Genomic DNA, 24,129 nt, shown 5'->3' on the forward strand with positions numbered 1-24,129 from the left:
CCTGAGGTCCGCGCAAGAGCGGACCGCAAACGAGCGCCTCGAGGCCGCGACCAAGCCGGAGAGCGACGATGAGTTATGGCCAGACTGTCCATGTGATCGAAGACGATTGCGCCGTGCGCGAATCCCTCGATTTGCTGCTGCGCTCCGCCGGCCTGACGCCGCGCCTTCATCCCAGCGCCCGGGATTTCCTCGAGTGCAAGCCGGCGCCCGACGGCTGCGTCGTCACGGATGTCCGCATGGCCGACATGACCGGCATCGAACTGCTGGCCGAGATGAAGAACCGGCGCATCAACCTGCCCGCCGTGGTGATGACCGCCTTCGCCGACGTGCCTGTGGCCGTCAAGGCGATGAAGCTCGGCGCCGTCGATTTCATCGAGAAACCCTTCGACGACGAGCTGATGGTCGGCTCGATCCGCGCCGCTCTGGCGCGCAATTCCGACCCCGACAGCCCGGAATCCCAGATCGCCGCGGCGCGGCGCCGGCTGTCGGCGCTCACGGCGCGCGAGCGCGACGTGCTCCACGGGCTGATGAAGGGCAAGCTGAACAAGACCATCGCCTTCGAACTCGGCATCAGCGTGCGCACGGTGGAGACCCACCGCGCCAATCTGATGACCAAGACCCAGTCGGAAAGTCTGTCCGAACTCATCCGCCTCACCCTGCTCGCCGAAGAGGCCGAGCAGGCGTAAGGCGGTTGTCCTCAGGGCGTCGGTTTTTTGCCGGCGACGGGAGAATGGGGCAGAGCGTCGAGCGGCATGGCGTTGTCGGGCAGGCGCGTCCAGGTCTTGGTCTGGCCGAGGACGGAAATGCCGACGTAGCCGCGCAGCTCCAGCTTCTTGCCGTCGGGCGAGAGGTCCATGCGCGCGTCATAGACCGTGCCGTCGCGGGGATCGAGCACCTTGCCCTCCTCATAGGCGAGACCGTCGCGCTTCATGCCGGTGACGATCGGCAGGCCGACGACCGGCAAGCCTTTCAAGGGTCCCTCGCATTTGTCGCAGGTCTTGACCTTGCCCTCTTCGCCGGGCTTGGGGAAACCTTTGACCAGGCGGCCCTCGTAAACCCCGTCCTTTTCGGTGAAATAGAACCACGCGTTGGGCTTGTCGGAATCGTCGTAGGACTGCCAGAACCCCTTGACCGTGCGCTCCTCGGCCGAAACCGGGGTGTGCATGATCGAGAAAAGCGCCAGAAAGGCGCAGGCTGCAGACAATTTTTTCATGCGCAACGCTCCTTCGCAGGCTCCAGCGCGCCGGACGCCTGCGCTTCGCGGAAAAGTTCGCGATAGATCGAGGTCCATGGAGCGAAACCGCCTCGCGGCCCGCCCATCTCACGTTGCGTTCTATAAACCTTGCGCCGGAGGTTGGCCAGACAGAATCGGCCGGTCCGTTCCGCGCGCCACCACGATGCTGCAGTAGAGACGCCAGCCGCGGGCCTCTCCGGCGCGGCGCGCCACGCGCAATTCCAGCTGCGACACCGGACCCGGAACCCGCACGCCATGCGCCTCGATCCGCCAGCGGGCGGCGAGCCAGGCGGCGCCCGCCAACAGGACACAAGCGACGCCGACCAGCCCCAATGACAATCCGTCCATCGCAGCCTCCCAGAACGAAACAAAAACAAACATGATTGTAAGGTATCCTTACACACTATGGTGAATTGTCAATGCGCATTAACCAAAAGCCCTGCGGCATCCGCGCATTGATTCAAGCGAAGGCCTTGCGTATGGTTATCTTACGCGGAGGCGCGGCATGGCTTACAATCATGAAGAGGACGAGGCGCGCAGGGCGGCGGCGCGCGATCTCGCCAAAATGCTGCTCGGCGAGGCGCGCAGGCTCACCTTGCAGTTCGAGGCGATTCAAACGCTCGATCCCGTCGCCTTCCATGAAGCCGTATCCGATCTGTCGGCGCTGGTCGACACGCTGCGCGGCGAAACCGGCGCGGGCCGCGTCGAACCTTTCCGCGCCGAGCCCGAGCGCGCCTTCGACGCCGGCAATACCGAAAATTTCATCCTCGACATTATCGGGATTTTCCCCGAGGGCGCCTCGGTCGAAAACATTTACAATGGCGTGGTGGAATCCGGCGCGGCCATGAGCCGCGAAGCCCTGACCGTGCGCCTGCACCGCATGTTGCGCGCGGGAAAAATCATGCGGCCGTCGCAGGGCCATTACGCCCTGCCCCATGCGCCGGTGACGCCGCTGCGCCGCGTTCCGTAAGACAGACTTACAACACAAAACAACTTGCAAATAAAAAGCGGGCCGAAGCGGCCCGCCTTTCCCTGTTCTGGACCAAGCCTCAGGCCATGGCCTTCTTCAGATTCTCGTCGATCTTGTCGAGGAAGCCGGTGGTGGTCAGCCATTTCTGATCGGGGCCGACCAGCAGCGCCAGATCCTTGGTCATGAAGCCGCTTTCGACCGTGTCGACGCAGACCTTTTCCAGCGTGGCCGAGAACTTCGCCAATTCCTCGTTGTTGTCGAGCTTGGCGCGATGCGCGAGGCCGCGGGTCCAGGCGAAGATCGACGCCATGGAATTGGTCGAGGTCTCCTTGCCCTTCTGGTGCTCGCGATAGTGACGGGTCACCGTGCCATGCGCGGCTTCCGCCTCGACCGTCTGACCGTCCGGGGTCATCAGCACCGAGGTCATCAGGCCGAGCGAACCAAAGCCTTGCGCCGCCGTGTCGGACTGAACGTCGCCGTCATAGTTCTTGCACGCCCAGACATAGCCGCCCGACCATTTGAGGCACGAGGCCACCATGTCGTCGATCAGGCGATGCTCGTAATGAAGGCCGAGCGCCTTGAACTTGTCGGCGAATTCGGCGTCGAAAATCTCCTGGAACAGATCCTTGAAGCGGCCGTCATAGGCCTTCAGGATCGTGTTCTTGGTGGAGAGATAGACCGGATATTTGCGGGCGATGCCATAGTTGAAGGAGGCGCGGGCGAAATCGCGGATCGACTCGTCCAGATTGTACATGGACATGGCGACGCCGGCGCCCGGGAATTTGAACACTTCCTTCTCGATGACCGTGCCGTCCTCGCCCTCGAATTTGATGGTCAGGCGGCCCTTGCCGGGAACCTTGAAATCGGTGGCGCGATACTGGTCGCCAAAGGCGTGGCGGCCGATGACGAAAGGCTGCGACCAGCCCGGCACCAGACGCGGCACGTTCCTGCAGATGATCGGCTCGCGAAAAATCACGCCGCCCAGGATGTTGCGGATGGTGCCGTTCGGCGACTTCCACATTTCCTTGAGGTTGAACTCTTTCACGCGGGCCTCGTCCGGCGTGATGGTCGCGCATTTCACGGCGACGCCGTATTTCTTCGTCGCTTCCGCGGAATCGATGGTGACCTGGTCGTTGGTGGCGTCGCGGTGCTCGACCGAGAGATCGTAATATTTGAGGTCGAGATCGAGATAGGGATGAATCAGCTTGTCCTTGATGAGCTGCCAGATGATCCGGGTCATTTCATCGCCGTCCATTTCGACGACCGGATTGGCGACCTTGATCTTGCTCATGCCTGACTCCCTGATCTGCGGCGAATTGGCGCACGGGACGCGCCAAGCCGCCGCCCTATAGCATCGGGTCTTGCCCAAGCCTATACGGCTTTTGGGGAGCGATGGCGGAAAGCCCTGACATTTTTTCGATTCTGTCAGGACGCCTGGGCCGCCCGGGACGCAAACCCCACCTCGAACTTGGCCCCCCGCCCCGGCCGGCCCCGTGCGGACAGCCGCCAGCCATGGCGGCTGGCGACCGCCTGGCAGATGGCGAGACCGATGCCTTCGCCGGGGGCGTCGCGCCCGTGCAGGCGACGAAACGGCTCGAAAATCACCCGCGCCGAGTCCTCGGCGAAACCGACGCCCTCATCCTCCACCGACAGCCGGTTTTCCCGCTCGCCCCGCGTGAGCATGATGCGCACCTGCGGCGCCTGCCCCGGCTTGGCGTATTTCAACGCATTGGTCAGAAAATTCACCAGCAGATGCAGCGTCTGCTCGCGGTCGCCGCGCACGCAAAAATCGGCGCCGCGCGTCTCCACCCGCGCCTGCCTGTCACAAATGCTCTGCGCGCACATCTCCAACACCTCGTCGACCAGCCCGCGCATGGAAAAATCCTGCAGGTTCAACTCGCTTTCCAGCGACCGGGCATAGGTGAGCAGGCTGGCGACCAGCCGGCGGGCGCGCTGCGCCGATTGCGCCATCACCCCCGCGGCATAGCGCGTTTCCTCGGCGTCGCCGCGCGCCAGCGCGCCCTCCAAAACCTCGGCGAAGGCGCAAATTTTTCGAAGCGGCTCCTGGATGTCGTGCGAGGCGACGTAAGCAAAACTCGCGAGATTCTGGTTGGCGCGCCGCAATTCGGACATGGAGGCGACCAGCCGCCGTTCCGCTTCGACCCGCCCGCTGATGTCCACGGCGAACACCAGCACGCGCGGCCCTTCAGGCGTCACCACCGGCGTCAGACCGATCTCGACCGGAAACTCGCCGCCGTCGCGGCGCCTCGCGCGCAAATCGCGCCCCACCCCCATCATCCGTTTCGTCGGTTGCGCCTGAAAAACGTCGCGCATCTCCCGATGCCCGTCGCGCGCGCCCTCCGGCAACAGCGCTTCGACGGGCAAGCCGACCATGCCGCCGGGCGGAAAACCGAACATGGCCTCGCATTGCGTATTCACCAGTTCGATCCGGCCGCTCGGGCTCACCATGAGCATGGCCGCGGGGCAGGCTTCGAACGCCAGGGCGAAGATTTCATTGGCCATTGCGCACGCGCGTCGTTTCGTCTCAGGGCGGGACAATGTACGCCGGGCCTTTGCGCTGTATAATCACAAATAGGACATTTTCAGTCCACTTTCAGACGGTTAATTCGCAGGCGGTTTTCCACGCATTATCAAGGTATCGATTCATGTCCGACGCGCGCAACGCCCGCCATGTGCTGATTGTCGAAGACGACCAGGACGACGCCTTCCTGCTCAAGCGGGCGCTCGGCCTCGCCGCCGAGGAAAAACGAATCGACCTCAACGTCGTCCACACCGAGGACGGTCTCGACGCGCTCGGCGACATCGCCTGCAAGGACCTGATGAATCGCCTGCCCGACTGCATCGTGGTCGATCTCAACATGCCCAAGGTCGACGGCGCGCGTTTTCTCTCCGCCCTGCGCGCCGATCTGGAGCTCACCGACGTTCCCGCGGTGGTGCTGACCACGGCGACGGAAAACTACGTGCTCGACAACGCCATGGCCGAGGGCGCCGACGCCGCTTTCTCCAAGCCGAACTCGCAGGAGGAATTGCTGGCGATCGCACGCGTCATCCTGTCCTACGGCTCCGGGGCTGCGACGCCGCGTCCCTAGGAAATACTGGACAGACGCCGGCTGTCGCCGCTATTCAGCGAGACAGCCGGAACCTGCACCATGACGCCGAGAGCGCATCCGACCAATTTCATTGAATATACCGCGGATTTTCTGTCCAGCCCGGAATTCAACATGGGCGGGCCGCGGATCGAAATCACCAATGTCCGCACGTTCAACCGCGATCTCTTCGCCATGCTGGACGATTCGCCGACGCTGGCGGACGCGGAAAGCGCCTTCAAGCTCTACATGAACGCGGCCTTCGCCATCGACGTCGAACAGGCCCCGACCAGCGCCCGCACCCCGTTCCGCTCGTGCTATCTCAAACTGCTGCAAGGCTGGGGGTTCGACTCCAACGGCCCCGAGGGCGCGGTGATGAAAGGTTGGGTCGAAAGCCGCTTCGGCCTGCGCCCGAGCTACCACAAGCACCCGCTGCCCCCCGGCGACGCCGCCGCCTGGGCGCCCTATCTCAAGGAGAAGATGGACAGCCGTTTTCATTCAAACTCCATCTATTCGCAGCTCGACCTTTTATACGAATTCACCCAATACATTCTGCGCCGCTTCGTCCATGGCGAGCGCACCCATGTCACGCTCTACCGCGGCCTCAACCTCTCCGAGGCCAGCCATTTGACGCGGCGCGCCTGCTGCCTCATCTGGCTCAACAATTGCGTCTCGACCTCCACCGACCCCGATGTCGCCGGCTGTTTCGGCGATATCATCGTCAAGATTCGAGCGCCCGTGTCCAAGATCCTGTTCGTCAACAACCTGCTTTCGATCAGCCCGCTGCGCGGCGAAGGCGAGGTTTTGCTCATCGGCGGCGATTTCTGGGTGACCCCGCAGTCATGACCTCCCTCGTCACATCCGCCAATGTCGAAAGTCGCGCCAGCGCCGCTTTTTTAGGCTTCGCCATTGGCGACGCCTTCGGCGCCACCGTCGAATTCATGACCGAGCGCGAGATCGCGGCGCAATATGGCGTGCACTGGAACATTGTCGGCGGCGGCTGGCTGCGCCTCAAGGCCGGCGACATCACCGACGACACGCAAATGTCGCTGGTGCTGGCGCGCTCGCTGGTCAAGCGCAACGGGTTTGACGCCCAGGATGTGGCGGAAGGTTTTGCCGACTGGCTGAAATCCGGCCCGCTCGACGTCGGCAACACCTGTCGGCGCGGCATTCGCCGGTTCATGACCCACGGGACCGTCGAAGGCCCCTATTCCGAAGGCGACGGCGGCAATGGCGCGGTGATGCGGGTGCTCCCCGTGGCGCTGGCGACCTTGAAGCGTCCCGAGCTTGGCCAAGCCTGGGCGGTCCAGCAGGGTCACATCACCCACAACCAGGACAAGTCGGACGCGGCCTGCGTCTGGTTCATGCGGCTGATCCAGCAAGCGCTGCTCACGCCCGACAAGACGGTTTTGCGCGCGCTGGCGGACCGCTGGATCGAGGAGCACCCGTATTTTCGCTACACGGCCTACACCGGCCCGTCCTCGGCCTATGTCGTCGACACGGTTCGGACCGTGCTGTGCGGTTTTTTTGAGACGAACACGTTTGAAGACTGCCTCATTCGCGTGGTGAACCGGGGCGGCGACGCCGACACGACGGGCGCCATGGTCGGCGCGCTGGCGGGGGCCTTGTATGGCCTGGACGCGATCCCGAAACGCTGGCTGAAGGCGCTGCAAAAGGAAGCGCGGGAAGAAATCGCGGCGCTCACGCCGCAGCTGCTGCGATTGAGCGTTGCCTGAACCGGAGGACGCTGGCAATTCCCAGGCGCCGGGGATCCGCCCCCGGCGCCTTTTCCTTTCCAGGCATCGCAATTTTGTAATCACTCCAGCATTCATACAAATTCAAGAGGACTAAGAATCCTCTTCCACATGCCAAAGCTGTATGTTACACCGATATGGAACATCAGTGGACCATCAGTGGACGTCAGAATGAGCGACATTGCTTATCAAAACGCGCTTGGGCGGCGTGACGAATTAGCTGCAAAAATCAATACATTGCAGCAACTCCTGGACGAGGCGCGGGCGGAAATTCGGGAAATTGACGCCTTCATTTCTCAATGGCGCAAGTTTGCTGGTGTTCAAGATGAGCATTCGGAGCCACCTGCCCCCCCCGCCATCATCAGACCGTCAGCCAAGCGTAGAAACACCCGGAAGGAAATTGTTGCAGAACATGCGCGCGAGATCATTGCTGAAGCTGGAGCGCCAGTGTCACGCTCTGATCTTTATGACAAGCTTGTGAATGAATTCAAGTTGACCATCGAAGGAACAGACCCGGAAATGGTGTTGTCAACGATGCTTTGGCGGATGAGGCACAAGGTCGCTAGAGTTCCAGGCGGTGGGTATTGGTTTGCTGAGCTCCCGTCGCCAGACGGAAAATATGACCCACGCGCTTCTGACGAGGCGTCGGTAGCGGATATGACGCCGGCAGAATTTGACCATGCCGTCTCTGGCGATACCGGAGAAGAACAATGAGAGCTAGGCTTTCAGTCAGTCAATATTGGGCTGAAGTTCACAGAATGATGCTTACGCCGACCAAAGTACCCACAATGTTCAGAACGCGAAGCGGAGAACTTCAGAGGGTTCCTGCACCAGACACTCAGACGCAGGAACAACGAGCGGAAACGATCGAAAAGATTTGGAACAGCCTCTTTGAAGAGCCTTATTCCATTCCGTTAACAACGGAGTGAACTCGCCGCACCCTGTGGGACCGCAACCCATGACATGGGCGAATCGTTCTCGACCTCAGTGACACAAACTCGCATATCACAAGCGAGGTACATTTCTTCAATTGCTGTCGGGATTTCCTCTTTCAACCCTTCGATAGTCGGGTTGGCAACAAGTAACCCCTTTAAGTCAGGGCTTGTCGCATAAAAAAGCCCTGCACGGCCCTGCTCAACGACGACCCGCACAATCTTTGCCTTCATTTTTGCGGTTGTCATTTAAACATACCTCTTGACATTTGTCCCAAACCAGTCCTCGCACTCTAACCCATTCGACCCCGAATGGGAAACGAAATTTTGCCTGCCTTCGCAATTCACAAATTTCGCCTGGTGTCAATACCAATCGCACACCCTCATATTAGGTCACACTCGTATATAGGTCCTAAAGTTTCATCCGGAACATAACATGAACAAATTCCGGCTTTGTCAAGCCACACGACTCCTTTTCACTTTTTGCCGGTTTTGGTGCGGGGACTGGATCGCATTGCGCTGTTCAACCCTGAGCGCATTGGCGACTCGTGAGGGCGCAATGCGTTCCTGTCCCCTGCCCCACTACATCCGCGCTAAACGCCCCGCGGCCGCCGCAAATCCAGCGTGGTCGGGAAATCTCCCGAAACCTCGTCATGCGGCAGCACAATCGACCCCGGCGTATGCCCGTGGTCCTGGAAGCGGGCCAGACGCCGCGCCTCCGCCTCGTAGGAATTGACCGGGAACGTCTCGTAATTGCGGCCGCCGGGATGCGCGGAATAATAGACGCAGCCGCCGAGCGACCGCTTCGACCATTTGTCCACGATATCGAACGTCAGCGGCACATGCGGCCACACCGTCGGATGCAGGCCCGAATAGGGCTGCCACGCCTTGAAGCGCACCCCCGCGACCGCCTCGCCGCGCACGCCGGTCGATCCCATCGGCAGCTTGCGGCCGTTGCAGGTCACGACGTGGCGCGCCTCATTAAACCCTTCCACGCGCACCTGCAGGCGCTCGACCGAGGAATCGACATAGCGCACCGTGCCGCCAATCGCCCCTTCCTCGCCCATCACATGCCAGGGCTCCAGCGCCTGCCGGACCTCCAGTTTTACGCCGGAATGCTCGACCTGCCCGTAGAAGGGGAAGCGGAACTCGAATTGCGCGCGATACCATTCGGGGTCGAAGGCGTAGCCGGCGCGCTTGAGATCGTCCAAAACCTCCAAAAAGTCGCGCCAGACGTAATGCGGCAGCATGAAGCGGTCATGCAGGCTGGTGCCCCAGCGCGAAAGATTGCCATCCTGCGGCTCGCGCCAGAACCACGCGACCAAGGCGCGCAACAGCAGTTGCTGCGCCAGCGACATGCGCGCGTCCGGCGGCATTTCGAAGGCGCGGAATTCGACCAGCCCGAGCCGTCCCGTCGGCCCCGACGGCGAATATAGCTTGTCGATGCAGATTTCAGAGCGGTGGGTGTTGCCGGTGACATCGGTGAGCAGGTTGCGATAGAGCCGGTCGACCAGCCAGGGCGGCGCGCCTTCGCCGGGCGGCGGGGTCATGGACAAAGCGATTTCCAGCTCATAGAGCGCGTCATGGCGCGCCTCGTCGACGCGCGGCGACTGCGAGGTCGGGCCGATGAACAGGCCGGAGAACAGATAGGACAGCGACGGCCGGCGTTGCCAGTACAGCACCAGACTCTTGAGCAGGTCGGGGCGCCGCAGGAACGGCGAATCCATCGGCGTGGCGCCGCCGATCACCACATGATTGCCGCCGCCGGTGCCGACATGGCGGCCGTCGACCATGAATTTTTCCGTGCCCAGCCGGCACTGCCGCGCCTCCTCGTAGAGCGTGCGCGAAATATTGACCAGCTCGTCCCAATTGTCGGTGGGATGGACATTGACCTCGATCACGCCGGGATCGGGCGCGACGCGGATCACCTGCAGGCGCGGATCGACCGGCGGCGCATAGCCTTCGATATGCACGGGCAGGCCGGTTTCGGCGGCGGAGGCCTCCACCGCCGCCAGCAGGTCCAGATAATCCTCCAGCGCCTTCACCGGCGGCATGAACACATGCAGCTTGCCGTCGCGCGGCTCCACGGCGAGCGCCGTGCGCACCTCGACGCTGTGATCGCCCAGCGTCTGCTCATTCTGCTCGGCGCGGCCGGCCTCGCGGGCGCCGCGCTTGAATTTTTGCGCGATCTCGGTGGCCCGGGGCAGCGGCGGCAGCTCCGCCGTCGGGTCCTGCTCCATGATGAACGGATAGGCGTCGGGAGCGATATAGGGCAGCGACGCCAGCGGCAGGCGATAGCCGACCGGAGAATCGCCGGGCTTCAAGAACAAGGCCCCGCGCCGCAGCGGCCATTTCTGGCTGATCCACGATTTTTTGCGCGGCGCGCTGTTCCACCTTTGCACCGGCAGCACAAAGCCGCTGGGCCGGTGCAGGCCATGGCCGAACACGCGGGCGAAACGGGCGCGCTCCTCCGGCTCGGCGAGCCGGCTGTCGCCCGGCGTGACATTGAAGGGAAGGTCCGCCTCTTTCAGCACCCATTCGGCGGGGTCTTCATAGGCGGGCACGACATGGTCGGGGGTGATGTCGAGTTTTTCGGCGACCGCCGCGCAAAAAACCTGCGCCTGCTCCGGCGTCGCCTGTTCGGCCGGAGTCTCGCGGGCGATCAGATTGATGTCGCGCCAGATCGGCTCGCCGTCCTTGCGCCAATAGAGCGAAAAGGTCCAGCGCGGCAGGCTTTCGCCGGGATACCACTTGCCCTGCCCGTAGTGCAGAAAGCCGTTGGGCGCAAATTTTTCCCGCAGCCGCCGGATCAACTGGTCGGCGATGCCGCGCTTGGTCGGCCCCACCGCATCGGTGTTCCATTCCGCCGCCTGATAATCGTCGATGGAGACGAAGGTCGGCTCGCCGCCCATGGTGAGACGCACGTCCTGGAGGCGCAAATCCTGGTCTACCAGTTTTCCGAGCGCGTCGAGCCGCAGCCAGGCTTCATCCGAGAACGGCGCGGTGACGCGCGGCTTTTCATCGACCCGATCCACGCGCATTTCGAAGGCGAAATCGGCGCGAGCATCCCCCGTGTAAGACCCGTCGATGGGCGAGGCGGAGGAAAAATGCGGCGTGGCGGCGATGGGCAGATGGCCCTCGCCGGCGAACAGGCCGGAGGTCGGGTCGAGGCCGATCCAACCGGCGCCGGGAATATAGACCTCGGCCCAGGCGTGCAGGTCGGTGAAATCGTGATCCGTGCCGGAGGGCCCGTCCAGCGCCTCCAGATCGGGCTTCAACTGAATGAGATAGCCGGAGACGAAGCGCGCGGCGAAGCCGAGATGCCGCAGAATCTGCACCAGCAGCCAGCCGGTGTCGCGGCACGAGCCGGAGCCCAGTTGCAAGGTCTGCTCGGGCGACTGCACGCCCGGCTCCATGCGCACCACATATTTGATTCTGTGCTGCAGGGCGGTGTTGAGCGCCACGAGGAAATCCACGGTGGGCGTTTCCACGCGGGAAATCCCAGCGAGATAGTCCTGCAACAGCGGCCCCGCCGGCTCCGCGCCAATATAGGCGGAAATGTCCTTGGCGAGACTGTCGGCGTAGTTGAACGGGACTTTTTGCGCGTAATCTTCGATGAAGAAATCGAAGGGATTGTAGACCGCCATTTCCGCCAGGAGATCGACGGTGACGGAAAATTCGTCGGTCGGCTCGGGGAAGACCAGGCGCGCCAGATAATTGCCGTGCGGGTCCTGCTGCCAGTTGATGAAATGATTGGCCGGCTCGATTTTCAGCGCATAGGCGTGGACGGGGGTCCGGCAATGGGGGGCGGGACGCAGCCGCACCACCTGTGGCCCCAGCATCACCGGGCGATCGTAGCTGTATCGCGTGGAATGATGCAGTTTGGCGAGAATGGCCATGGTCGCCCCGTCCTTTGTTGCGTCGCGCGACTTTATGCGCGGCCCGAGCCGGGGCTGTCACGTCCTAAATCTGGACAGATGGGCGAGGAAACAAGGAAGGCGCCTAAACTATAGGCACAGGTCAAGCGCGCCCGGCGTTGCAACCGGCCGCACGGTTCCGCTGGCGGCGGATTTGCCTTATAAAGATGGGGCCAGGAAAGCGACATGACCGCAAACGAACGCGAAAACCTTGTGCTCCAGCTTTTGCGCGACATGCGCGAGAAGATGGCGACCAAGGACGACATAGCGGATTTGCAATCCGACATGCATTCCCTGCGCGCCGACGTGGCCTCGGACCTGCACCGGCTGGACAACAAGCTGGACGTCACCAACAAAGAGCTGTCGGACCAGATCGTCGGCCTGCGCCGCGCGGTGGTGGACTATCATTCCTCGGTCATCGGCCATGGCGCCATCATCGCCGATCTCGAGGCCCGAATGAGGCGCGTGGAACAGCGCCTCGGCCTCGACGAACACTGACCCTCACGCCCTTCCAAACGTCTCGTCAAAAGAATAGCCGGCGCCGCGCACCGTGCGGATCGGGTCGGTTTCCGTCGCCTTGGCCAGCGCTTTCCGCAGCCGGCCGATATGAACGTCCACGGTGCGCTCGTCGATCTCGACGGAAAACCCCCAGACACTGTCCAAGAGCTGCGAGCGCGCAAAAACCCGGCCGGGCTTTTCCATCAAATATTCCAGCAGCCGGAACTCCGTCGGCCCCAGATGAATGTCGCGGCCGCCCCGGCGCACCCGCCGGGTTTCGCGATCCAGTTCGATGTCGCCCGCCGACAATTTCGTCGCCACCCGCTCCGGACGCGACCGGCGCAGCAGCGCCCGCACCCGCGCCATCAATTCCGGCACGGAAAACGGCTTGACCACATAATCGTCGGCGCCCACGGAAAGCCCGCGGACCCGCTCGCCCTCTTCGCCGCGCGCGGTGAGCATGATCACCGGCAATGTGCGGGTGGCGTCCCGCGCCCGCAGCCGCCGGCAGATTTCCAGGCCGGAGACGCCAGGAAGCATCCAGTCGAGGATGACGAGATCGGGGACGGATTCCTCCAGCCGCAATTCCGCCTCGTCACCGCGCTCGACGCGCTCAACCAAAAACCCTTCGGCTTCGAGATTATAGGCGAGCAGCAGGGACAAAGCGGATTCGTCCTCGACCACCAGAATGCGCGGCGCCCCGCGCTGGGGGGCGCTCACAGTCATCGCGCGCGTCTCGTTCATGGCGTCCCCCCGGATCAGGCAGCCGCGGTCGCGCCGCCGCGCGGCCGGTCGGTCGGCAGAGGCCGTCCGCCGACGATGTAATAGACGGTTTCCGCAATATTGGTGGTGTGGTCGCCGACCCGCTCGAGGTTCTTCGAGCAGAACAGCAGATGCGTGCAAAAGGTGATGTTGCGCGGGTCTTCCATCATATAGGTCAGGAGTTCGCGGAACACCGCATCCTCCAGCGCGTCCAGTTCGGCGTCGCGCACCCACACGGTTTTCGCCCGTTCGGCGTCGCGCTGCGCATAGGCGTCGAGCACGTCGTTGAGCTGGACCACGGCGAGATCGTGCATGCCGCGCAAGCCGCCGATGGCGCGGGGCACCCGGCCTTCCCCGGCGATCTTGACCGTGCGCTTGGCGATATTCTTGGCGAGATCGCCGACGCGCTCGAGATCGCTGGAAATGCGCAAGGCGCCGACGATTTCACGCAAGTCCACCGCGACCGGCTGGCGCCGCGCGATGATCGAGACGGTTTCCTCCTCCACAGTGCGCTGCAAGGCGTCGAGCCGGGGGTCGACGGCGATGACCTGCTGCGCCAGTTCGGCGTTCATATTGGCCAGCGCGTCCATGGCGTCGGCGAGCATCTTTTCGGCGATGCCGCCCATTTCGGAAATATGGCGCCCCAGCAGTTCCAGCTCGGCGTCGAAGGATTTGACGGTATGTTCGGCCATAACACTCTCTCGAAGATCAGCCGAAGCGGCCGGTGATGTAATCCTGGGTGCGGATTTCGCGCGGCGTCTGGAAAATCTGGTCGGTCTCGCCGAACTCGACCATTTCGCCGAGATACATGAAGGCGGTATATTGGGAGACGCGCACCGCCTGCTGCATGTTGTGGGTGACGATGGCGATCGTATATTCGGAGCGCAATTCGTCGAACAATTCCTCGATCTTGGCGGTCGAGATCGGGTCGAGCGCCGAGCAGGGCTCGTCGAACAGGATGACTTCCGGCTGGATCGCCACGGTGCGGGCGATGCACAGGCGCTGCTGCTGGCCGCCCGACAGCGACAGGCCGGAAGCGTTGAGCTTGTCCTTGACCTCGTCCCAGATGGCGGCGCCGCGCAACGCCTTTTCGACGCGCTCGTCCATGTCGGCTTTGCCGAGCTTTTCGTAGAGCCGCACGCCAAAGGCGATGTTCTCGTAAATGGTCATCGGGAACGGCGTCGGTTTTTGAAAGACCATGCCGACGCGCGCGCGCAGAGCATTCACGTCGAGCTTGGGATCGAGCACGTTCTCGCCGTCCAGGAGCACGTTTCCGACCGCGCGCTGGCCGGGATAGAGGTCGTACATGCGGTTGAGCACGCGCAGCAGCGTGGACTTGCCGCAGCCCGACGGGCCGATGAAGGCCGTCACCTTCCGATCAAAAAGCGGCACGCTGACGCTCTTTAGCGCGCGGTGGTCGCCGTAGAAAAAGTCGAGATTGCGCACCGACATTTTTTCCGGCAGCGCCGGGAAGAAGCCGCTGGCGTCGCCCAGCGCTTCCGCGTTCGGCCTGGACTCGTTGTGAAAAGCTTCGTTCATGGGACGACTCACTTGAATGTTTTCTGAGCGCCGAGGATGCGCGCGCCGATCGACAGCACGAGCACGGCGGTGGTGATGAGCAGCGCGCCCGCCCAGGCCAAAGATTGCCAATCCTTGTAGGGCGACATGGCGAACTGGAAGATGACGACCGGCAGGCTCGCCATGGGCGCGTTGAGATTGGTGCTGAAGAACTGGTTGTTCAGCGCGGTGAACAGCAGCGGCGCGGTCTCGCCGGAGACGCGGGCGACCGCCAGCAGCAGGCCGGTGATCAGGCCGGCGCGCGCCGCCTTATAGGCGATGTGGCGGATGATCAGCGAACGCGGCAGGCCCATGGCGATGGCCGCCTCGCGCAACCCGCCGGGCACGAGATTGAGCATGTCCTCGGTGGTGCGCACCACCACCGGAACCACCAGCAGCGCCAGAGCGAGCGCGCCGGCGTAGGCCGAAAAATGCCCCATCTGCAAGACGGTGATCTCGTAGACGAACAGGCCGATGACAATGGACGGCGCCGACAGCAGGATGTCGTTGATGAAGCGCACCAAGGTCGTGAGCTTCGAATAGCGGCCATATTCCGCCATATAGGTCCCGGCGAGCAGCCCGAGCGGCGCGCCGATGGCGACGCCCATGATCGTCATGATCAGTGAGCCGACGATGGCGTTGAGCAGACCGCCGGACGCGCCCGGCGGCGGCGTCATCTTGGCGAAGACGTCGAGGTTGAGGCTCGAAAACCCGTTCCACAGCAGCGCGCCGAGGATCAGCGCGAGGGCGGCGATGCCGAGCACGGCGGAGCCGATGCAGGCCCCCATGGCGATGGCGCTGCGCGCCTTGCGAATCGATGCGAGAGACATCAGCGGCCCTCCTTCTCAGTAAGACGGTCCGCCATCAGCGGCCCTCCTGTCGCTTGAGCCGGGCGAGCATCAGCCGCGACGCCGCCAGCACGATGAAGGTGATGACGAACAGCACCAGACCCAGCGCGATCAGCGAGGAGGTGTAGAGCACGCCATCGGCCTCGGTGAATTCATTGGCGATGGTCGCCGAAATGGTGGTGCCCGGCCCGAGGATCGAGGCGTGAATCTTGTGGGCGTTGCCGATCACAAAAGTGACCGCCATGGTCTCGCCCAGCGCCCGGCCCAGAGCCAGCATGACGCCGCCGACCAGACCCGCGCCGGTGTAGGGCATGACGATCCGGCGCACCACTTCCCAGCGGGTGCAGCCGACGCCGAAGGCCGCTTCCTTGAGCACGGTCGGCACGGTGGCGAAGACGTCGCGGGAGATCGAGGCGATCAGCGGCAGGATCATGATCGACAGGATGATCGAAGCCGTGAAAATGCCGATGCCATAGGGCGGCCCGGCGAACAGGTCGTTGAGGATCGGAATGTCGGCGAAACCGGCGATCAGCCAGGGCTGCAAGGTCGCCTGCAGCACCGGCGCGAGCACGAACATGCCCCAGATGCCGTAGATGATGGACGGGATGCCGGCGAGCAGCTCGATGGCGATGCCGATCGGCCGGCGCAGCGGGAACGGGCAGATTTCGGTCAGGAACACCGCAATGCCGAAGCCGACGGGCGCGGCGATCAGCAAGGCGATGAACGAGGTCAGCAGCGTGCCGTAAATGGCGGGCGCGGCGCCGAATTTTTCCGTGACCGGGTTCCAGGCCTCCGAGGTGAGAAAGCCGAAGCCGAATTCGCTCAGCGCCGGCGCGGAGCCGTGAATCAGCGAGGCGATGACGCCGCCGAGCAGCAGCAGCACCGCGACCGCCGCGCTTTTGGTGATCAGGTGAAACGCCCGGTCGCCCAGATTAAACCGTTTGAGCGCCCGCGTGCGGGCGTCGCCGACAAGCGACGCAGTGGAGTCCGACATTGTAATCCCGTCTTGATGGCCATGGTTCGAGGCGCGCCTCCCCATGAGGGATTTCTCTATACCCAGTAACCCTCACCCTGAGGAGGCCCCGTCAGGGGCCGTCTCGAAGGCGAAAGCCCGTCGCCAGACGGGCGTTCTAGCGAACGCTCGTTTGGGTGGTCCACGGGTTGGCCGGGGGCGGAAGCCCCCGACAAATCACTTGCCTTCGTAGACCGGCTTGCCCTCGGCGGTCTTGATGTCGGCCGCCCAGGTCTTGCGGATCAGGCCGACGACATTGTCGGGCATGGGAATGTAGTCCAGCGCTTCCGCATCCTTGGCGCCGCTCTTGAACGCCCAGTCGAAGAATTTCAGCGCTTCGCCGACCGCCGCGGCATCGTTGGGCTGCTTGTGCACCAGAATGAAGGTGGCGGCGGTGATCGGCCAGGATTTCGCGCCGGGCTGGTCGGTCAGGATTTGATAATAGCCGGGGTTCTTGGCCCAATCGGCGTTGGCGGCGGCCGCCTGGAAAGCTTCGACGGTGGGACCGACGCGCTTGCCGTCCTTGTTGACGAGATCGGCGAAGGCGATCTTGTTCTGCTTGGCATAGGCGTATTCGACGTAGCCGATCGACCCCTTGGTGTTGGTGACCGTGTTGGCGACGCCTTCATTGCCCTTGGCGGCGAGGCCGACCGGCCATTCCACGGCGGCGTCGGAGCCGACCTTGGACTTCCAGTCCGCCGACACCTTGGCGAGGTAATCGGTGAAATTGAAGGTGGTGCCCGAGCCGTCCGAACGATGGACCACCGCGATCGGGGTCTCGGACAGCTTCAGCTTCGGGTTCAGCTTGGCGATCGCCGGATCGTTCCAGGCCTTGATTTCGCCGAGGAAAATCTTCGCCAGGGTCGGGCCGTCGAGCACCAGCTGCTCGCTGCCGACGCCTTCGATGTTGATGATCGGCACAATGCCGCCCATCACCTGCGGCCACTGAACCAGGCCGTTCTTGGCCAGTTCTTCCGCCTTCAGCGGCTTGTCGGTGGCGCCGAAGGTCACGGTATTGGCGATGATCTGCTTGATGCCGCCGCCCGAACCGATCGACTGGTAGTTCAGGCCATTGCCGGTCTGGGTTTTGTAGGCGTCGGCCCATTTGGCGTAGATCGGATAGGGGAAGGTGGCGCCCGCGCCGGAGATGTCGGCGGCGAGCGCGGGAGCGGCGGCGGTCGCCACGGCGGCAGCGAACACAGAGCGCATCAGGAATTTCGTCATTTCAGCCTCTTGGGAGGAACCGCCGGGGCATCCCCCGGCCTGCGCGTTGGGCGCGGGGGTCATCTACGACAGTGAGACGACAGTTTCGTGACAGCGTCCGGCGCTCGCCTAATCGTGAAGCGGCGCGGTCGCGGTAAAGGTCGCGCCGGCGCCCAGCGCCGATTGAATGCGCAGCCGTCCGCGATGCCTCGCCAAAATATGTTTGACCAGGGCGAGGCCGAGGCCGGTGCCGCCCTTGGCGCGGCTCTGGCCGACATTGACGCGATAAAAACGCTCGGTGAGGCGCGGAATGTTCTGGGGCGCGATGCCCGGCCCCTCGTCGCGCACCGCCAGCGCGCCCATTCCCTCGCGCGGCGCCACCGACACCCAGACCTTGCGGTCGTCCTGCCCCGGTTCGGGCGCGCCATATTTGATGGCGTTCTCGATCAGATTTTCGGCGACGCGCAAAAGTTCGTCGCGGTCGCCGCGCACCACGGTTTTTTCGACCTCGATCACCAACTCGACCCGGTTGTCCCGCGCCAGCTGGGACAGAGCGTCGCAGACCTGCCGGGCGACATCGGCGAGATCGACCGCCGCGCGCGGCTGCACATGCAGGGTCTGCTCGATTCGCGACAGCGACAGCAGGTCGTCGACCAGCCGCGCCATGCGCCGCGCCTGCTGCAGCATGATCTCGAGAAATTTCTGGCGCGCGGCGGCGTCGTCGCGCGCCGGCCCCAGCAGGGTCTCGACAAAACCGAGCAGCGAGGCGAGCGGCGTGCGCAATTCGTGGCTGGCGTTGGCGACGAAATCGACGCGCATGCGCTCCACCCGCCGGGCTTCGGTCGCGTCATGCAGCGTCGCCGCGACGAAACGCGCCTCGCCGGCGTCAAAAGCCGCGACATGGGCCTGAAACACCCGCTCGACCGGCGCGAGCGTCAGCCAGGAAATGTCTTCGGCGGGGCCGCCGGCCAAAACCTTGGCGATGGCGTCATGGAGATCGACGGCGCGGATCGAGGACAGAAGCGGCGCGTCCAGGCGCAGATTGGGAAACAAAGCCCGGGCCGGCGCATTGGCCGCGACCAGCCGCGCGGTGTCGCCGATCACCAGCACAGGCTCGGGCATGGCTTCGATCAAGGCGGAAATCACGGCGCCAGCGGTCTTGGTCATGGCGCGCAATCCTTTAGCGGTCGTCGCCGCCCTCGGCCCGGTTCATGGCTTCGCGCAGCTCGTCCCAGCGGCGTCCGCCCTCGGTGGCGCCCAGCAGAACCAGGGCGAGCACGAACGGGATCACATAATAAAGAATGCGGAACATCAGCAGCGAGGCCAGCAGCGCCTCCTGCGAGGGCGCCGGCAGCGCCTTGAGCATGGTCGCCTCGAACACGCCAATGCCGCCGGGCGCATGGCTGACAATGCCGAGCAGGCAAGCGAACACATAGACGGAGGCGAAGGTGAAAAAATCCAGCCCCTCATGGCTCGGCAGCAGCACATAGAGCACGGCCGCGGCGGCGCAGAGGTCGAGCACGCCGAGCGTCATCTGGCCGAGCGTCAGCCCGAGGCCGGGCAATTCGAACAGGAAACCCTGCAGCTTGGCGCGGCGCGGTTGCACCGACACCCAATAGAGGTAATAGCCGACGGCGCCGACCACGGCGAGACCGATCAGCCAGTTCAGCCAGACGGCGAACTGATTGATTTCCGAAATCGATTCGGCCTCGACCAACAGGCCGAAGCCGATCACCACGGCCATGCCCAGCCAGAAGGTGACGCCGGCGACCACGGTCAGGCTGGCGATTTTCCCCGGCTTCACCCCCGCGCGGGAATAGATCCAGTAGCGCACGGTGCCGCCGGTGAAGATCGGGAAACCGAGCGTGAACGACACCGCATAAGAGGTGAACGAGCCCAGCGCCGTGGTCTTGTAAGGCACTTTCAGCCGCAATTGCTTCAAGGCGATGGCGTCATAGCCGGTCAGCATCAGATAGGAGAAGCTGGTGAACAGCAGGCCGAGCGCGATCTGGCCGAACGAGGTCGCGGCAATGCCCGAGCGCAATTCGGAAAGGTTGAGGTTGGCGAGCGTGCGCGACAGGACGAAGAAGGCGACGATCACCAGCAGCAGGCTGGCCCCCGCGCCGATCAGCGCCTTGACCTTCTGGCTCAAGACCTTTTTGGCGGGGAGCGGCGCGAGATCGCGACGCGTTTGCGTGCGCGCATCCGCTTCCGGGCTTCCCTCGTGTGGGCCGGCATCCTCCACGTAATCGCTGCCCATCCGCTCCATAGCCCAACTGCCGTTTGTCCGAACGGCCGCCGGACGTTTCGGGTTGATTTAGGGCGCCGGAGGAGGTTCGGCAAGCTTATCCTGAAAGCGGGCGGCGCATCGGCGCCGGTCATAAAACGGTCAAGAGGCGCATCGGCGCCGGTCACAAAACTGTCTCCAGCCGCGACCGGCGCCTGTCCCTCAGGGTTTCAGGCCACGATCAGCTGATGACCGTAGCCGACGACTTGACGATCTTCACAGGAACCGTCTCGTCGCCATCAAACTTCACGACAATATCCTCGTCGCGAATGATGTACTGGCAGGCGAGCCGGTAGTGGGGCGGCATGTCGTTAACCTCGGCATTGTCGACTTCCTGGTGAGAAATCTTGCCGAGCTGCTTCAACACTTCCTTTTCCTTTTCGGTCAGGGAAATGGCGTGGGGCGTCTTGCTCAGGATCGTCACCTCGCACAGGCAGGAGCCGCATTCGCCGTCCTGACAGTCGTAGGGGATCGGAACCTTATGCTCCTTGGCGAGATCGAGCAGCGTGCCGCGCGCTCCCGCCACGGCGTAGACGGTCACATCGCGAGACAGTTTCGGCGAGGTAAAAGTCACATTGGCCATTGGTTTGCCCTCGGGTTTGAGGAGACAAAAGTCCCCGCGCGGCGGTCAGCAAGGACCATGCCCCTGCGAAATTTGATCTGGAGGGATTTTGGCGGCGACGATGTGTCGCGGCTGTTTCACGGAAGAGGCGAAGCCGACAGTTTTGTTGGCGCCGCGACGGCGCTGTCGGAGGACTTGCGCCGCGTGGCCAGCCATGCCAGACTAAAACAAATCAGGAACAACGCCATGCCGCCCGAAGCAGACCGGGACTCTCTGGCGCGACTGCGCAATGTCGGCAAGGCGGCCTTGGCCGATTTCAGCCTGCTGGGCGTCACCAGCATCAGCCAACTCGCGGATCAGGACGCCGACAGCCTTTACCTCCGGCTCTGTCAGGCGACGGGGCGCAGGCACGACCCCTGCGTCCACGACGTCTTCGCGGCGGCGATCCATCAGGCGAAAACAGGCGAGGCCTTGGACTGGTGGGCGTTCACGAAAGCCCGCAAGGCCCGCGGCGATTTTCCCTTGAAGTGACGGCGCCCCCTCCCCGCGACCCGTTGGCGATGGGCGGAAGAAGGTGGCCGCGCAGCGGCCAGAGTTCGTCCGTCTTACGCCGCCCGCGCCTTCATCATCTCGACGAATCGCGCGAACAGGTAATGGCTGTCCTGGGGCCCGGGCGAGGCCTCGGGATGGTGCTGCACGGAAAAGGCCGGGCGGTCGGTGAGCGCGATGCCGCAATTCGATCCGTCGAACAGCGAGCGATGGGTTTCGACAGCATTGGCCGGAAGGCTGTTCGGGTCCACGGCAAACCCGTGGTTCATCGAGACGATCTCGACCTTTTGCGTCGTAAAATCCTTGACCGGATGATTGGCGCCGTGATGGCCCTGGTGCATTTTCGCGGTCTTGGCTCCCACGGCCAGCGCCATCATCTGATGGCCCAGGCAGATGCCGAACGTCGGGATTTTCGCATCCAAAATCTTGCGGATGGTCGGCACGGCATATTTGCCGGTTTCGGCGGGATCGCCGGGGCCGTTGGACAGGAACACGCCATCGGGCTTGAGCGCCAGAATTTCTTCCGCCGGCGTGGTCGCGGACACGACCTTGACCTCGCAACCGGCTTCCGCCAGCAGGCGCAAAATGTTGCGCTTCACGCCGAAATCGAGCGCCACGACCTTGTAGGCGGTTTTTTCCTGAGCGCCATAGCCAGCCCCGAGCCTCCAGGTGGTCTCGGCCCAGGAAAAATCTTTTTGCGACGTGACGCCGGGGACCAAATCCATGCCGTCAATGCCGGGCCAGGCCGCCGCCTGCTTCTTCAAGGCGTCGAGGTCGAACTTGCCGTCGGGATCATGGGCGATCACGGCGTTGGGCATGCCCTTTTCGCGGATCAGCGCGGTCAGGGCGCGGGTATCCACGCCCGACAACCCGATGATGTTGCGCGCCTTCAGCCAGGCGTCCAAATGGTCCTGCGAACGGAAATTGGAGGGATCGGTCACGGGCGCCCGCACGATCAGGCCGCGCGCGCCTTCGACCCGCGCCATATCCACGGTCTCGACGTCTTCGGCATTGGCGCCGACATTGCCGATATGCGGGAAGGTGAAAGTGACGATCTGCCCGGCATAGGACGGATCGGTCAGAATTTCCTGATAGCCGGTCATGGCGGTGTTGAAACAGACTTCGCCGACCGCGACCCCCGTCGCGCCGAACCCGAAGCCTTCGATCACCGTTCCATCCGCAAGAACGAGCAAGGCGGTCGGGGTGGGCTTGGTCCAGCCAGTCTGTTCGGTCATCTGCGTTTTCTTTTCTGTTCGCGCGCACGCGCCGCCTTCGCGGGCGACGAAAGCGGCGTTTTTCCTTCACGGGGGTTGAAATCCGCCGGCAACCTAGGCATTCGAGGCGCAATCGTCAATGCTGACCAGCGGGAAGCCCCAAAATGCTGCGTGAAACTTTTACGGCCGAACTCAAGACCGCGATGAAGGCGGGCGACAAGCGCCGCGTCGACACGATCCGCATGATCACCGCCGCGCTCAAGGACAAGGACATCGAGGCGCGCACCTCCGGCAAGGAGGTCGGCGAGGACGAGATTCTGGCGCTGCTGCAGAAGCTGGTGAAGAGCCGCCAGGAATCGATGACGATCTACGAGCAGAACGGCCGCCCGGAACTGGCGCAGCAGGAGCGCGAGGAAATCGCCGTCATCTCCACCTTCCTGCCGCAGCCGCTGAGCGAGGCGGAAGTGGCGGAAGCCATCAAGGCCGCCATCGCCGAGACGGGCGCGAGCTCGATCAAGGACATGGGCAAAGTGGTGGCGGCGCTCAAGGCGGCGCATGCGGGGAAGATGGACTTTGCCAAGGTCAGCGGCCTGGTGAAGGCCGCCCTGGCTGGATAATCAAAGAGCGAGAATGGACTTCGACGGCGACGCCGAAGTCCTTGATGCCGTCATTGCGGGCGAACCTTACGGCCGCCCGCCCAGCGCAAGCTTTACGCCAGCACCTTCGGCTGCACTTCGGCGGCGTAAGCCTCGACCAGCGTGCGCGAAATGGCGCCGGGCACGAAATTATACGGCCCGATCTCGGCGACCGGCGTCACTTCCGCGCCCGTACCGACGATAAAACATTCCTCGAAGCTCGACAGCTCCTCGGGGAGGATGCGGCGTTCGTTGACCTTGATGCCCTTGTCGCGGGCGAGGCCGATCACGGTCTGCCGGGTGATGCCGTTCAAGAAGCAATCGGCGAGCGGGGTGTGAATCTCGCCATCCTTGGTGAACAGGATGTTGGCGCCGGTGCATTCGGCGACGCGGCCCTGCCAGTCGAGCATCATGGCGTCGGCATAACCGCGCCGCTCCGCGCGATGTTTGGAAATCGTGCAGATCATGTAGAGACCGGCGGCCTTGGAGGCGCAGGGCGCGCAGGCCGGATCGGGGCGGCGGTATTCGGCGATGTCGAGCTTGATGCCCTTCATTTTGGTGGCGATGTCGAACATGGACGGCCAGTCCCACACCGCAATGGCGACGTGAATCTTGGCGTTCTGGGCGGCCACGGCCATCATTTCCGAACCGCGCCACGCCACCGGGCGCACATAGCTGTTCTTCAGGCCGTTCTTCTCCAGCGTCGCCACCTTGGCCGCCTCGATCTCGTCCACGGAATAGGGGATTTCGAAATCCAGCAATTCAGCGGATTTTTTAAACCGCTCGGAATGTTCGCGGGACTTGTAGATGACGCCATTGTAAGCGCGCTCGCCTTCGAACACGCAGGAGCCGTAATGCAGGCCGTGGGAGAGGACATGCAGCTTGGCGTCCTTCCACGGGACCATCTCGCCGTTTTTCCAGATGAAGCCATCACGCTGGTCGAAAGGCAAAACGGACATGTCGCGCTCCTGCAAAACTGCCGGGAATTTTGAATATGGGCGGCTTTTTGAGGGAAACACGGCCTGCGCCGGCATCGATCGCCGCTCGGGGGAAGCTTGACGAGTAGCAACCGACCTGAAATATGTCAA

Annotated in this window: 26 protein-coding genes; 9 read left to right on the plus strand and 17 right to left on the minus strand. The window is 63.3% G+C overall.

The window, feature by feature from the left end; genetic code table 11:
- Nucleotides 1–68: 68 nt before the first annotated feature.
- Complete coding sequence (locus tag M2320_RS06575; protein ID WP_184428794.1) at nt 69–686, plus strand: response regulator transcription factor; 618 nt, start codon at nt 69–71, stop codon at nt 684–686.
- An 11-nt stretch (nt 687–697) separates the two neighbouring features.
- Here the strand turns inward: M2320_RS06575 and M2320_RS06580 are convergent, their stop codons facing one another.
- Nucleotides 698–1,213 carry a DUF2147 domain-containing protein gene (locus M2320_RS06580; RefSeq protein WP_264596591.1) on the minus strand — a complete coding sequence of 172 codons (516 nt, stop codon included), beginning with the start codon at nt 1,211–1,213 and terminating at the stop codon, nt 698–700.
- Between the two features lie 120 nt (nt 1,214–1,333).
- Nucleotides 1,334–1,582, minus strand: coding sequence for a hypothetical protein (locus tag M2320_RS06585; protein WP_184428796.1), 249 nt, complete (start codon nt 1,580–1,582; stop codon nt 1,334–1,336).
- A gap of 157 nt (nt 1,583–1,739) precedes the next feature.
- Between M2320_RS06585 and M2320_RS06590 the strand changes: the two genes are divergently transcribed.
- Nucleotides 1,740–2,204: a hypothetical protein gene (locus tag M2320_RS06590; protein WP_264596592.1), complete on the plus strand. Its 465-nt coding sequence runs from the start codon at nt 1,740–1,742 to the stop codon at nt 2,202–2,204.
- Nucleotides 2,205–2,283: 79 nt separating this feature from the next.
- Here the strand turns inward: M2320_RS06590 and M2320_RS06595 are convergent, their stop codons facing one another.
- Nucleotides 2,284–3,495, minus strand: coding sequence for an NADP-dependent isocitrate dehydrogenase (locus M2320_RS06595; RefSeq protein ID WP_184428798.1), 1,212 nt, complete (start codon nt 3,493–3,495; stop codon nt 2,284–2,286).
- Between the two features lie 134 nt (nt 3,496–3,629).
- Entirely contained in the window at nt 3,630–4,727 is a 1,098-nt protein-coding gene (locus M2320_RS06600) for a sensor histidine kinase (protein WP_264596593.1), read from the minus strand.
- Nucleotides 4,728–4,870: 143 nt separating this feature from the next.
- Between M2320_RS06600 and M2320_RS06605 the strand changes: the two genes are divergently transcribed.
- The 4 genes from M2320_RS06605 (at nt 4,871) to M2320_RS06620 (ending at nt 7,779) form a co-directional block, all read left to right on the plus strand.
- Nucleotides 4,871–5,314 (plus strand): response regulator, encoded by a 444-nt coding sequence (locus M2320_RS06605; protein ID WP_184428800.1) that lies wholly within the window; start codon nt 4,871–4,873, stop codon nt 5,312–5,314.
- Between the two features lie 60 nt (nt 5,315–5,374).
- Nucleotides 5,375–6,157, plus strand: coding sequence for an NAD(+)--dinitrogen-reductase ADP-D-ribosyltransferase (locus M2320_RS06610; protein WP_184428801.1), 783 nt, complete (start codon nt 5,375–5,377; stop codon nt 6,155–6,157).
- Nucleotides 6,154–7,047, plus strand: coding sequence for an ADP-ribosyl-[dinitrogen reductase] hydrolase (gene draG, locus M2320_RS06615; protein WP_264596594.1), 894 nt, complete (start codon nt 6,154–6,156; stop codon nt 7,045–7,047). The genes M2320_RS06610 and draG overlap by 4 nt, the downstream gene beginning before the upstream one ends.
- A gap of 189 nt (nt 7,048–7,236) precedes the next feature.
- The gene (locus tag M2320_RS06620) at nt 7,237–7,779 is read left to right on the plus strand and encodes a hypothetical protein (protein WP_264596595.1); all 543 of its coding nucleotides are present in this window, start codon (nt 7,237–7,239) and stop codon (nt 7,777–7,779) included.
- 200 nt (nt 7,780–7,979) lie between these two features.
- On the opposite strand, the gene M2320_RS06625 is transcribed toward M2320_RS06620, so the two are convergent.
- Together M2320_RS06625 and M2320_RS06630 are read right to left on the minus strand one after the other, a co-directional pair.
- Nucleotides 7,980–8,246: a hypothetical protein gene (locus M2320_RS06625; RefSeq protein WP_264596596.1), complete on the minus strand. Its 267-nt coding sequence runs from the start codon at nt 8,244–8,246 to the stop codon at nt 7,980–7,982.
- Nucleotides 8,247–8,590: 344 nt separating this feature from the next.
- Nucleotides 8,591–11,896, minus strand: coding sequence for a DUF2126 domain-containing protein (locus M2320_RS06630; protein ID WP_264596597.1), 3,306 nt, complete (start codon nt 11,894–11,896; stop codon nt 8,591–8,593).
- Nucleotides 11,897–12,100: 204 nt separating this feature from the next.
- Between M2320_RS06630 and M2320_RS06635 the strand changes: the two genes are divergently transcribed.
- Nucleotides 12,101–12,412, plus strand: coding sequence for a hypothetical protein (locus M2320_RS06635; protein ID WP_264596598.1), 312 nt, complete (start codon nt 12,101–12,103; stop codon nt 12,410–12,412).
- Nucleotides 12,413–12,415: 3 nt separating this feature from the next.
- Here M2320_RS06635 and phoB read toward each other — a convergent pair whose 3' ends face one another.
- The 9 genes from phoB to M2320_RS06680 all read right to left on the minus strand — a co-directional run bounded on the left by phoB (nt 12,416) and on the right by M2320_RS06680 (nt 20,664).
- A complete protein-coding gene (gene phoB, locus M2320_RS06640; protein WP_184428805.1) occupies nt 12,416–13,156 on the minus strand; it encodes a phosphate regulon transcriptional regulator PhoB in 741 nt (246 codons plus the stop codon).
- A 14-nt stretch (nt 13,157–13,170) separates the two neighbouring features.
- Nucleotides 13,171–13,866 (minus strand): phosphate signaling complex protein PhoU, encoded by a 696-nt coding sequence (gene phoU, locus M2320_RS06645; RefSeq protein ID WP_184428806.1) that lies wholly within the window; start codon nt 13,864–13,866, stop codon nt 13,171–13,173.
- Between the two features lie 16 nt (nt 13,867–13,882).
- Nucleotides 13,883–14,626 carry a phosphate ABC transporter ATP-binding protein PstB gene (pstB, locus tag M2320_RS06650; RefSeq protein ID WP_264596673.1) on the minus strand — a complete coding sequence of 248 codons (744 nt, stop codon included), beginning with the start codon at nt 14,624–14,626 and terminating at the stop codon, nt 13,883–13,885.
- Between the two features lie 95 nt (nt 14,627–14,721).
- Nucleotides 14,722–15,561 (minus strand): phosphate ABC transporter permease PstA, encoded by an 840-nt coding sequence (gene pstA / locus M2320_RS06655; protein ID WP_264596599.1) that lies wholly within the window; start codon nt 15,559–15,561, stop codon nt 14,722–14,724.
- A 34-nt stretch (nt 15,562–15,595) separates the two neighbouring features.
- The gene (pstC, locus tag M2320_RS06660) at nt 15,596–16,573 is read right to left on the minus strand and encodes a phosphate ABC transporter permease subunit PstC (RefSeq protein WP_184428809.1); all 978 of its coding nucleotides are present in this window, start codon (nt 16,571–16,573) and stop codon (nt 15,596–15,598) included.
- Nucleotides 16,574–16,768: 195 nt separating this feature from the next.
- Complete coding sequence (gene pstS / locus M2320_RS06665; RefSeq protein WP_425540657.1) at nt 16,769–17,815, minus strand: phosphate ABC transporter substrate-binding protein PstS; 1,047 nt, start codon at nt 17,813–17,815, stop codon at nt 16,769–16,771.
- 108 nt (nt 17,816–17,923) lie between these two features.
- On the minus strand, nt 17,924–18,961 hold the full coding sequence (locus M2320_RS06670; protein WP_184428810.1) for an ATP-binding protein: 1,038 nt from the start codon (nt 18,959–18,961) through the stop codon (nt 17,924–17,926).
- A 13-nt stretch (nt 18,962–18,974) separates the two neighbouring features.
- Nucleotides 18,975–20,054, minus strand: a complete 1,080-nt coding sequence (locus M2320_RS06675; RefSeq protein ID WP_264596600.1) for a lysylphosphatidylglycerol synthase domain-containing protein — start codon at nt 20,052–20,054, stop codon at nt 18,975–18,977.
- A 208-nt stretch (nt 20,055–20,262) separates the two neighbouring features.
- Nucleotides 20,263–20,664, minus strand: coding sequence for a 2Fe-2S iron-sulfur cluster-binding protein (locus M2320_RS06680; RefSeq protein WP_184428812.1), 402 nt, complete (start codon nt 20,662–20,664; stop codon nt 20,263–20,265).
- A gap of 57 nt (nt 20,665–20,721) precedes the next feature.
- On the opposite strand from M2320_RS06680, the gene M2320_RS06685 reads away from it, so the two are divergent.
- The gene (locus M2320_RS06685) at nt 20,722–21,174 is read left to right on the plus strand and encodes a helix-hairpin-helix domain-containing protein (RefSeq protein ID WP_264596601.1); all 453 of its coding nucleotides are present in this window, start codon (nt 20,722–20,724) and stop codon (nt 21,172–21,174) included.
- A 74-nt stretch (nt 21,175–21,248) separates the two neighbouring features.
- Here the strand turns inward: M2320_RS06685 and carA are convergent, their stop codons facing one another.
- Nucleotides 21,249–22,427: a glutamine-hydrolyzing carbamoyl-phosphate synthase small subunit gene (gene carA, locus M2320_RS06690; RefSeq protein ID WP_264596602.1), complete on the minus strand. Its 1,179-nt coding sequence runs from the start codon at nt 22,425–22,427 to the stop codon at nt 21,249–21,251.
- 143 nt (nt 22,428–22,570) lie between these two features.
- Between carA and M2320_RS06695 the strand changes: the two genes are divergently transcribed.
- Nucleotides 22,571–23,023: a GatB/YqeY domain-containing protein gene (locus M2320_RS06695; RefSeq protein WP_184428814.1), complete on the plus strand. Its 453-nt coding sequence runs from the start codon at nt 22,571–22,573 to the stop codon at nt 23,021–23,023.
- Nucleotides 23,024–23,115: 92 nt separating this feature from the next.
- Here M2320_RS06695 and M2320_RS06700 read toward each other — a convergent pair whose 3' ends face one another.
- On the minus strand, nt 23,116–24,000 hold the full coding sequence (locus M2320_RS06700) for a branched-chain amino acid aminotransferase (RefSeq protein WP_184428815.1): 885 nt from the start codon (nt 23,998–24,000) through the stop codon (nt 23,116–23,118).
- Nucleotides 24,001–24,129: the final 129 nt, after the last annotated feature.

Source organism: Rhodoblastus acidophilus (genome assembly GCF_025961575.1).
GTDB lineage: Bacteria > Pseudomonadota > Alphaproteobacteria > Rhizobiales > Beijerinckiaceae > Rhodoblastus > Rhodoblastus acidophilus_C.

Coding starts and splice junctions, on each gene's coding strand:
- M2320_RS06575 (WP_184428794.1), top strand. CDS start 69: ATGAGTTATGGCCAGACTGTCCATGTGATCGAAGACGATTGCGCCGTG.
- M2320_RS06580 (WP_264596591.1), bottom strand. CDS start 1,213: ATGAAAAAATTGTCTGCAGCCTGCGCCTTTCTGGCGCTTTTCTCGATC.
- M2320_RS06585 (WP_184428796.1), bottom strand. CDS start 1,582: ATGGACGGATTGTCATTGGGGCTGGTCGGCGTCGCTTGTGTCCTGTTG.
- M2320_RS06590 (WP_264596592.1), top strand. CDS start 1,740: ATGGCTTACAATCATGAAGAGGACGAGGCGCGCAGGGCGGCGGCGCGC.
- M2320_RS06595 (WP_184428798.1), bottom strand. CDS start 3,495: ATGAGCAAGATCAAGGTCGCCAATCCGGTCGTCGAAATGGACGGCGAT.
- M2320_RS06600 (WP_264596593.1), bottom strand. CDS start 4,727: ATGGCCAATGAAATCTTCGCCCTGGCGTTCGAAGCCTGCCCCGCGGCC.
- M2320_RS06605 (WP_184428800.1), top strand. CDS start 4,871: ATGTCCGACGCGCGCAACGCCCGCCATGTGCTGATTGTCGAAGACGAC.
- M2320_RS06610 (WP_184428801.1), top strand. CDS start 5,375: ATGACGCCGAGAGCGCATCCGACCAATTTCATTGAATATACCGCGGAT.
- draG (WP_264596594.1), top strand. CDS start 6,154: ATGACCTCCCTCGTCACATCCGCCAATGTCGAAAGTCGCGCCAGCGCC.
- M2320_RS06620 (WP_264596595.1), top strand. CDS start 7,237: ATGAGCGACATTGCTTATCAAAACGCGCTTGGGCGGCGTGACGAATTA.
- M2320_RS06625 (WP_264596596.1), bottom strand. CDS start 8,246: ATGACAACCGCAAAAATGAAGGCAAAGATTGTGCGGGTCGTCGTTGAG.
- M2320_RS06630 (WP_264596597.1), bottom strand. CDS start 11,896: ATGGCCATTCTCGCCAAACTGCATCATTCCACGCGATACAGCTACGAT.
- M2320_RS06635 (WP_264596598.1), top strand. CDS start 12,101: ATGACCGCAAACGAACGCGAAAACCTTGTGCTCCAGCTTTTGCGCGAC.
- phoB (WP_184428805.1), bottom strand. CDS start 13,156: ATGAACGAGACGCGCGCGATGACTGTGAGCGCCCCCCAGCGCGGGGCG.
- phoU (WP_184428806.1), bottom strand. CDS start 13,866: ATGGCCGAACATACCGTCAAATCCTTCGACGCCGAGCTGGAACTGCTG.
- pstB (WP_264596673.1), bottom strand. CDS start 14,626: ATGTCGGTGCGCAATCTCGACTTTTTCTACGGCGACCACCGCGCGCTA.
- pstA (WP_264596599.1), bottom strand. CDS start 15,561: ATGTCTCTCGCATCGATTCGCAAGGCGCGCAGCGCCATCGCCATGGGG.
- pstC (WP_184428809.1), bottom strand. CDS start 16,573: ATGTCGGACTCCACTGCGTCGCTTGTCGGCGACGCCCGCACGCGGGCG.
- pstS (WP_425540657.1), bottom strand. CDS start 17,815: ATGACGAAATTCCTGATGCGCTCTGTGTTCGCTGCCGCCGTGGCGACC.
- M2320_RS06670 (WP_184428810.1), bottom strand. CDS start 18,961: ATGACCAAGACCGCTGGCGCCGTGATTTCCGCCTTGATCGAAGCCATG.
- M2320_RS06675 (WP_264596600.1), bottom strand. CDS start 20,054: ATGGGCAGCGATTACGTGGAGGATGCCGGCCCACACGAGGGAAGCCCG.
- M2320_RS06680 (WP_184428812.1), bottom strand. CDS start 20,664: ATGGCCAATGTGACTTTTACCTCGCCGAAACTGTCTCGCGATGTGACC.
- M2320_RS06685 (WP_264596601.1), top strand. CDS start 20,722: ATGCCCCTGCGAAATTTGATCTGGAGGGATTTTGGCGGCGACGATGTG.
- carA (WP_264596602.1), bottom strand. CDS start 22,427: ATGACCGAACAGACTGGCTGGACCAAGCCCACCCCGACCGCCTTGCTC.
- M2320_RS06695 (WP_184428814.1), top strand. CDS start 22,571: ATGCTGCGTGAAACTTTTACGGCCGAACTCAAGACCGCGATGAAGGCG.
- M2320_RS06700 (WP_184428815.1), bottom strand. CDS start 24,000: ATGTCCGTTTTGCCTTTCGACCAGCGTGATGGCTTCATCTGGAAAAAC.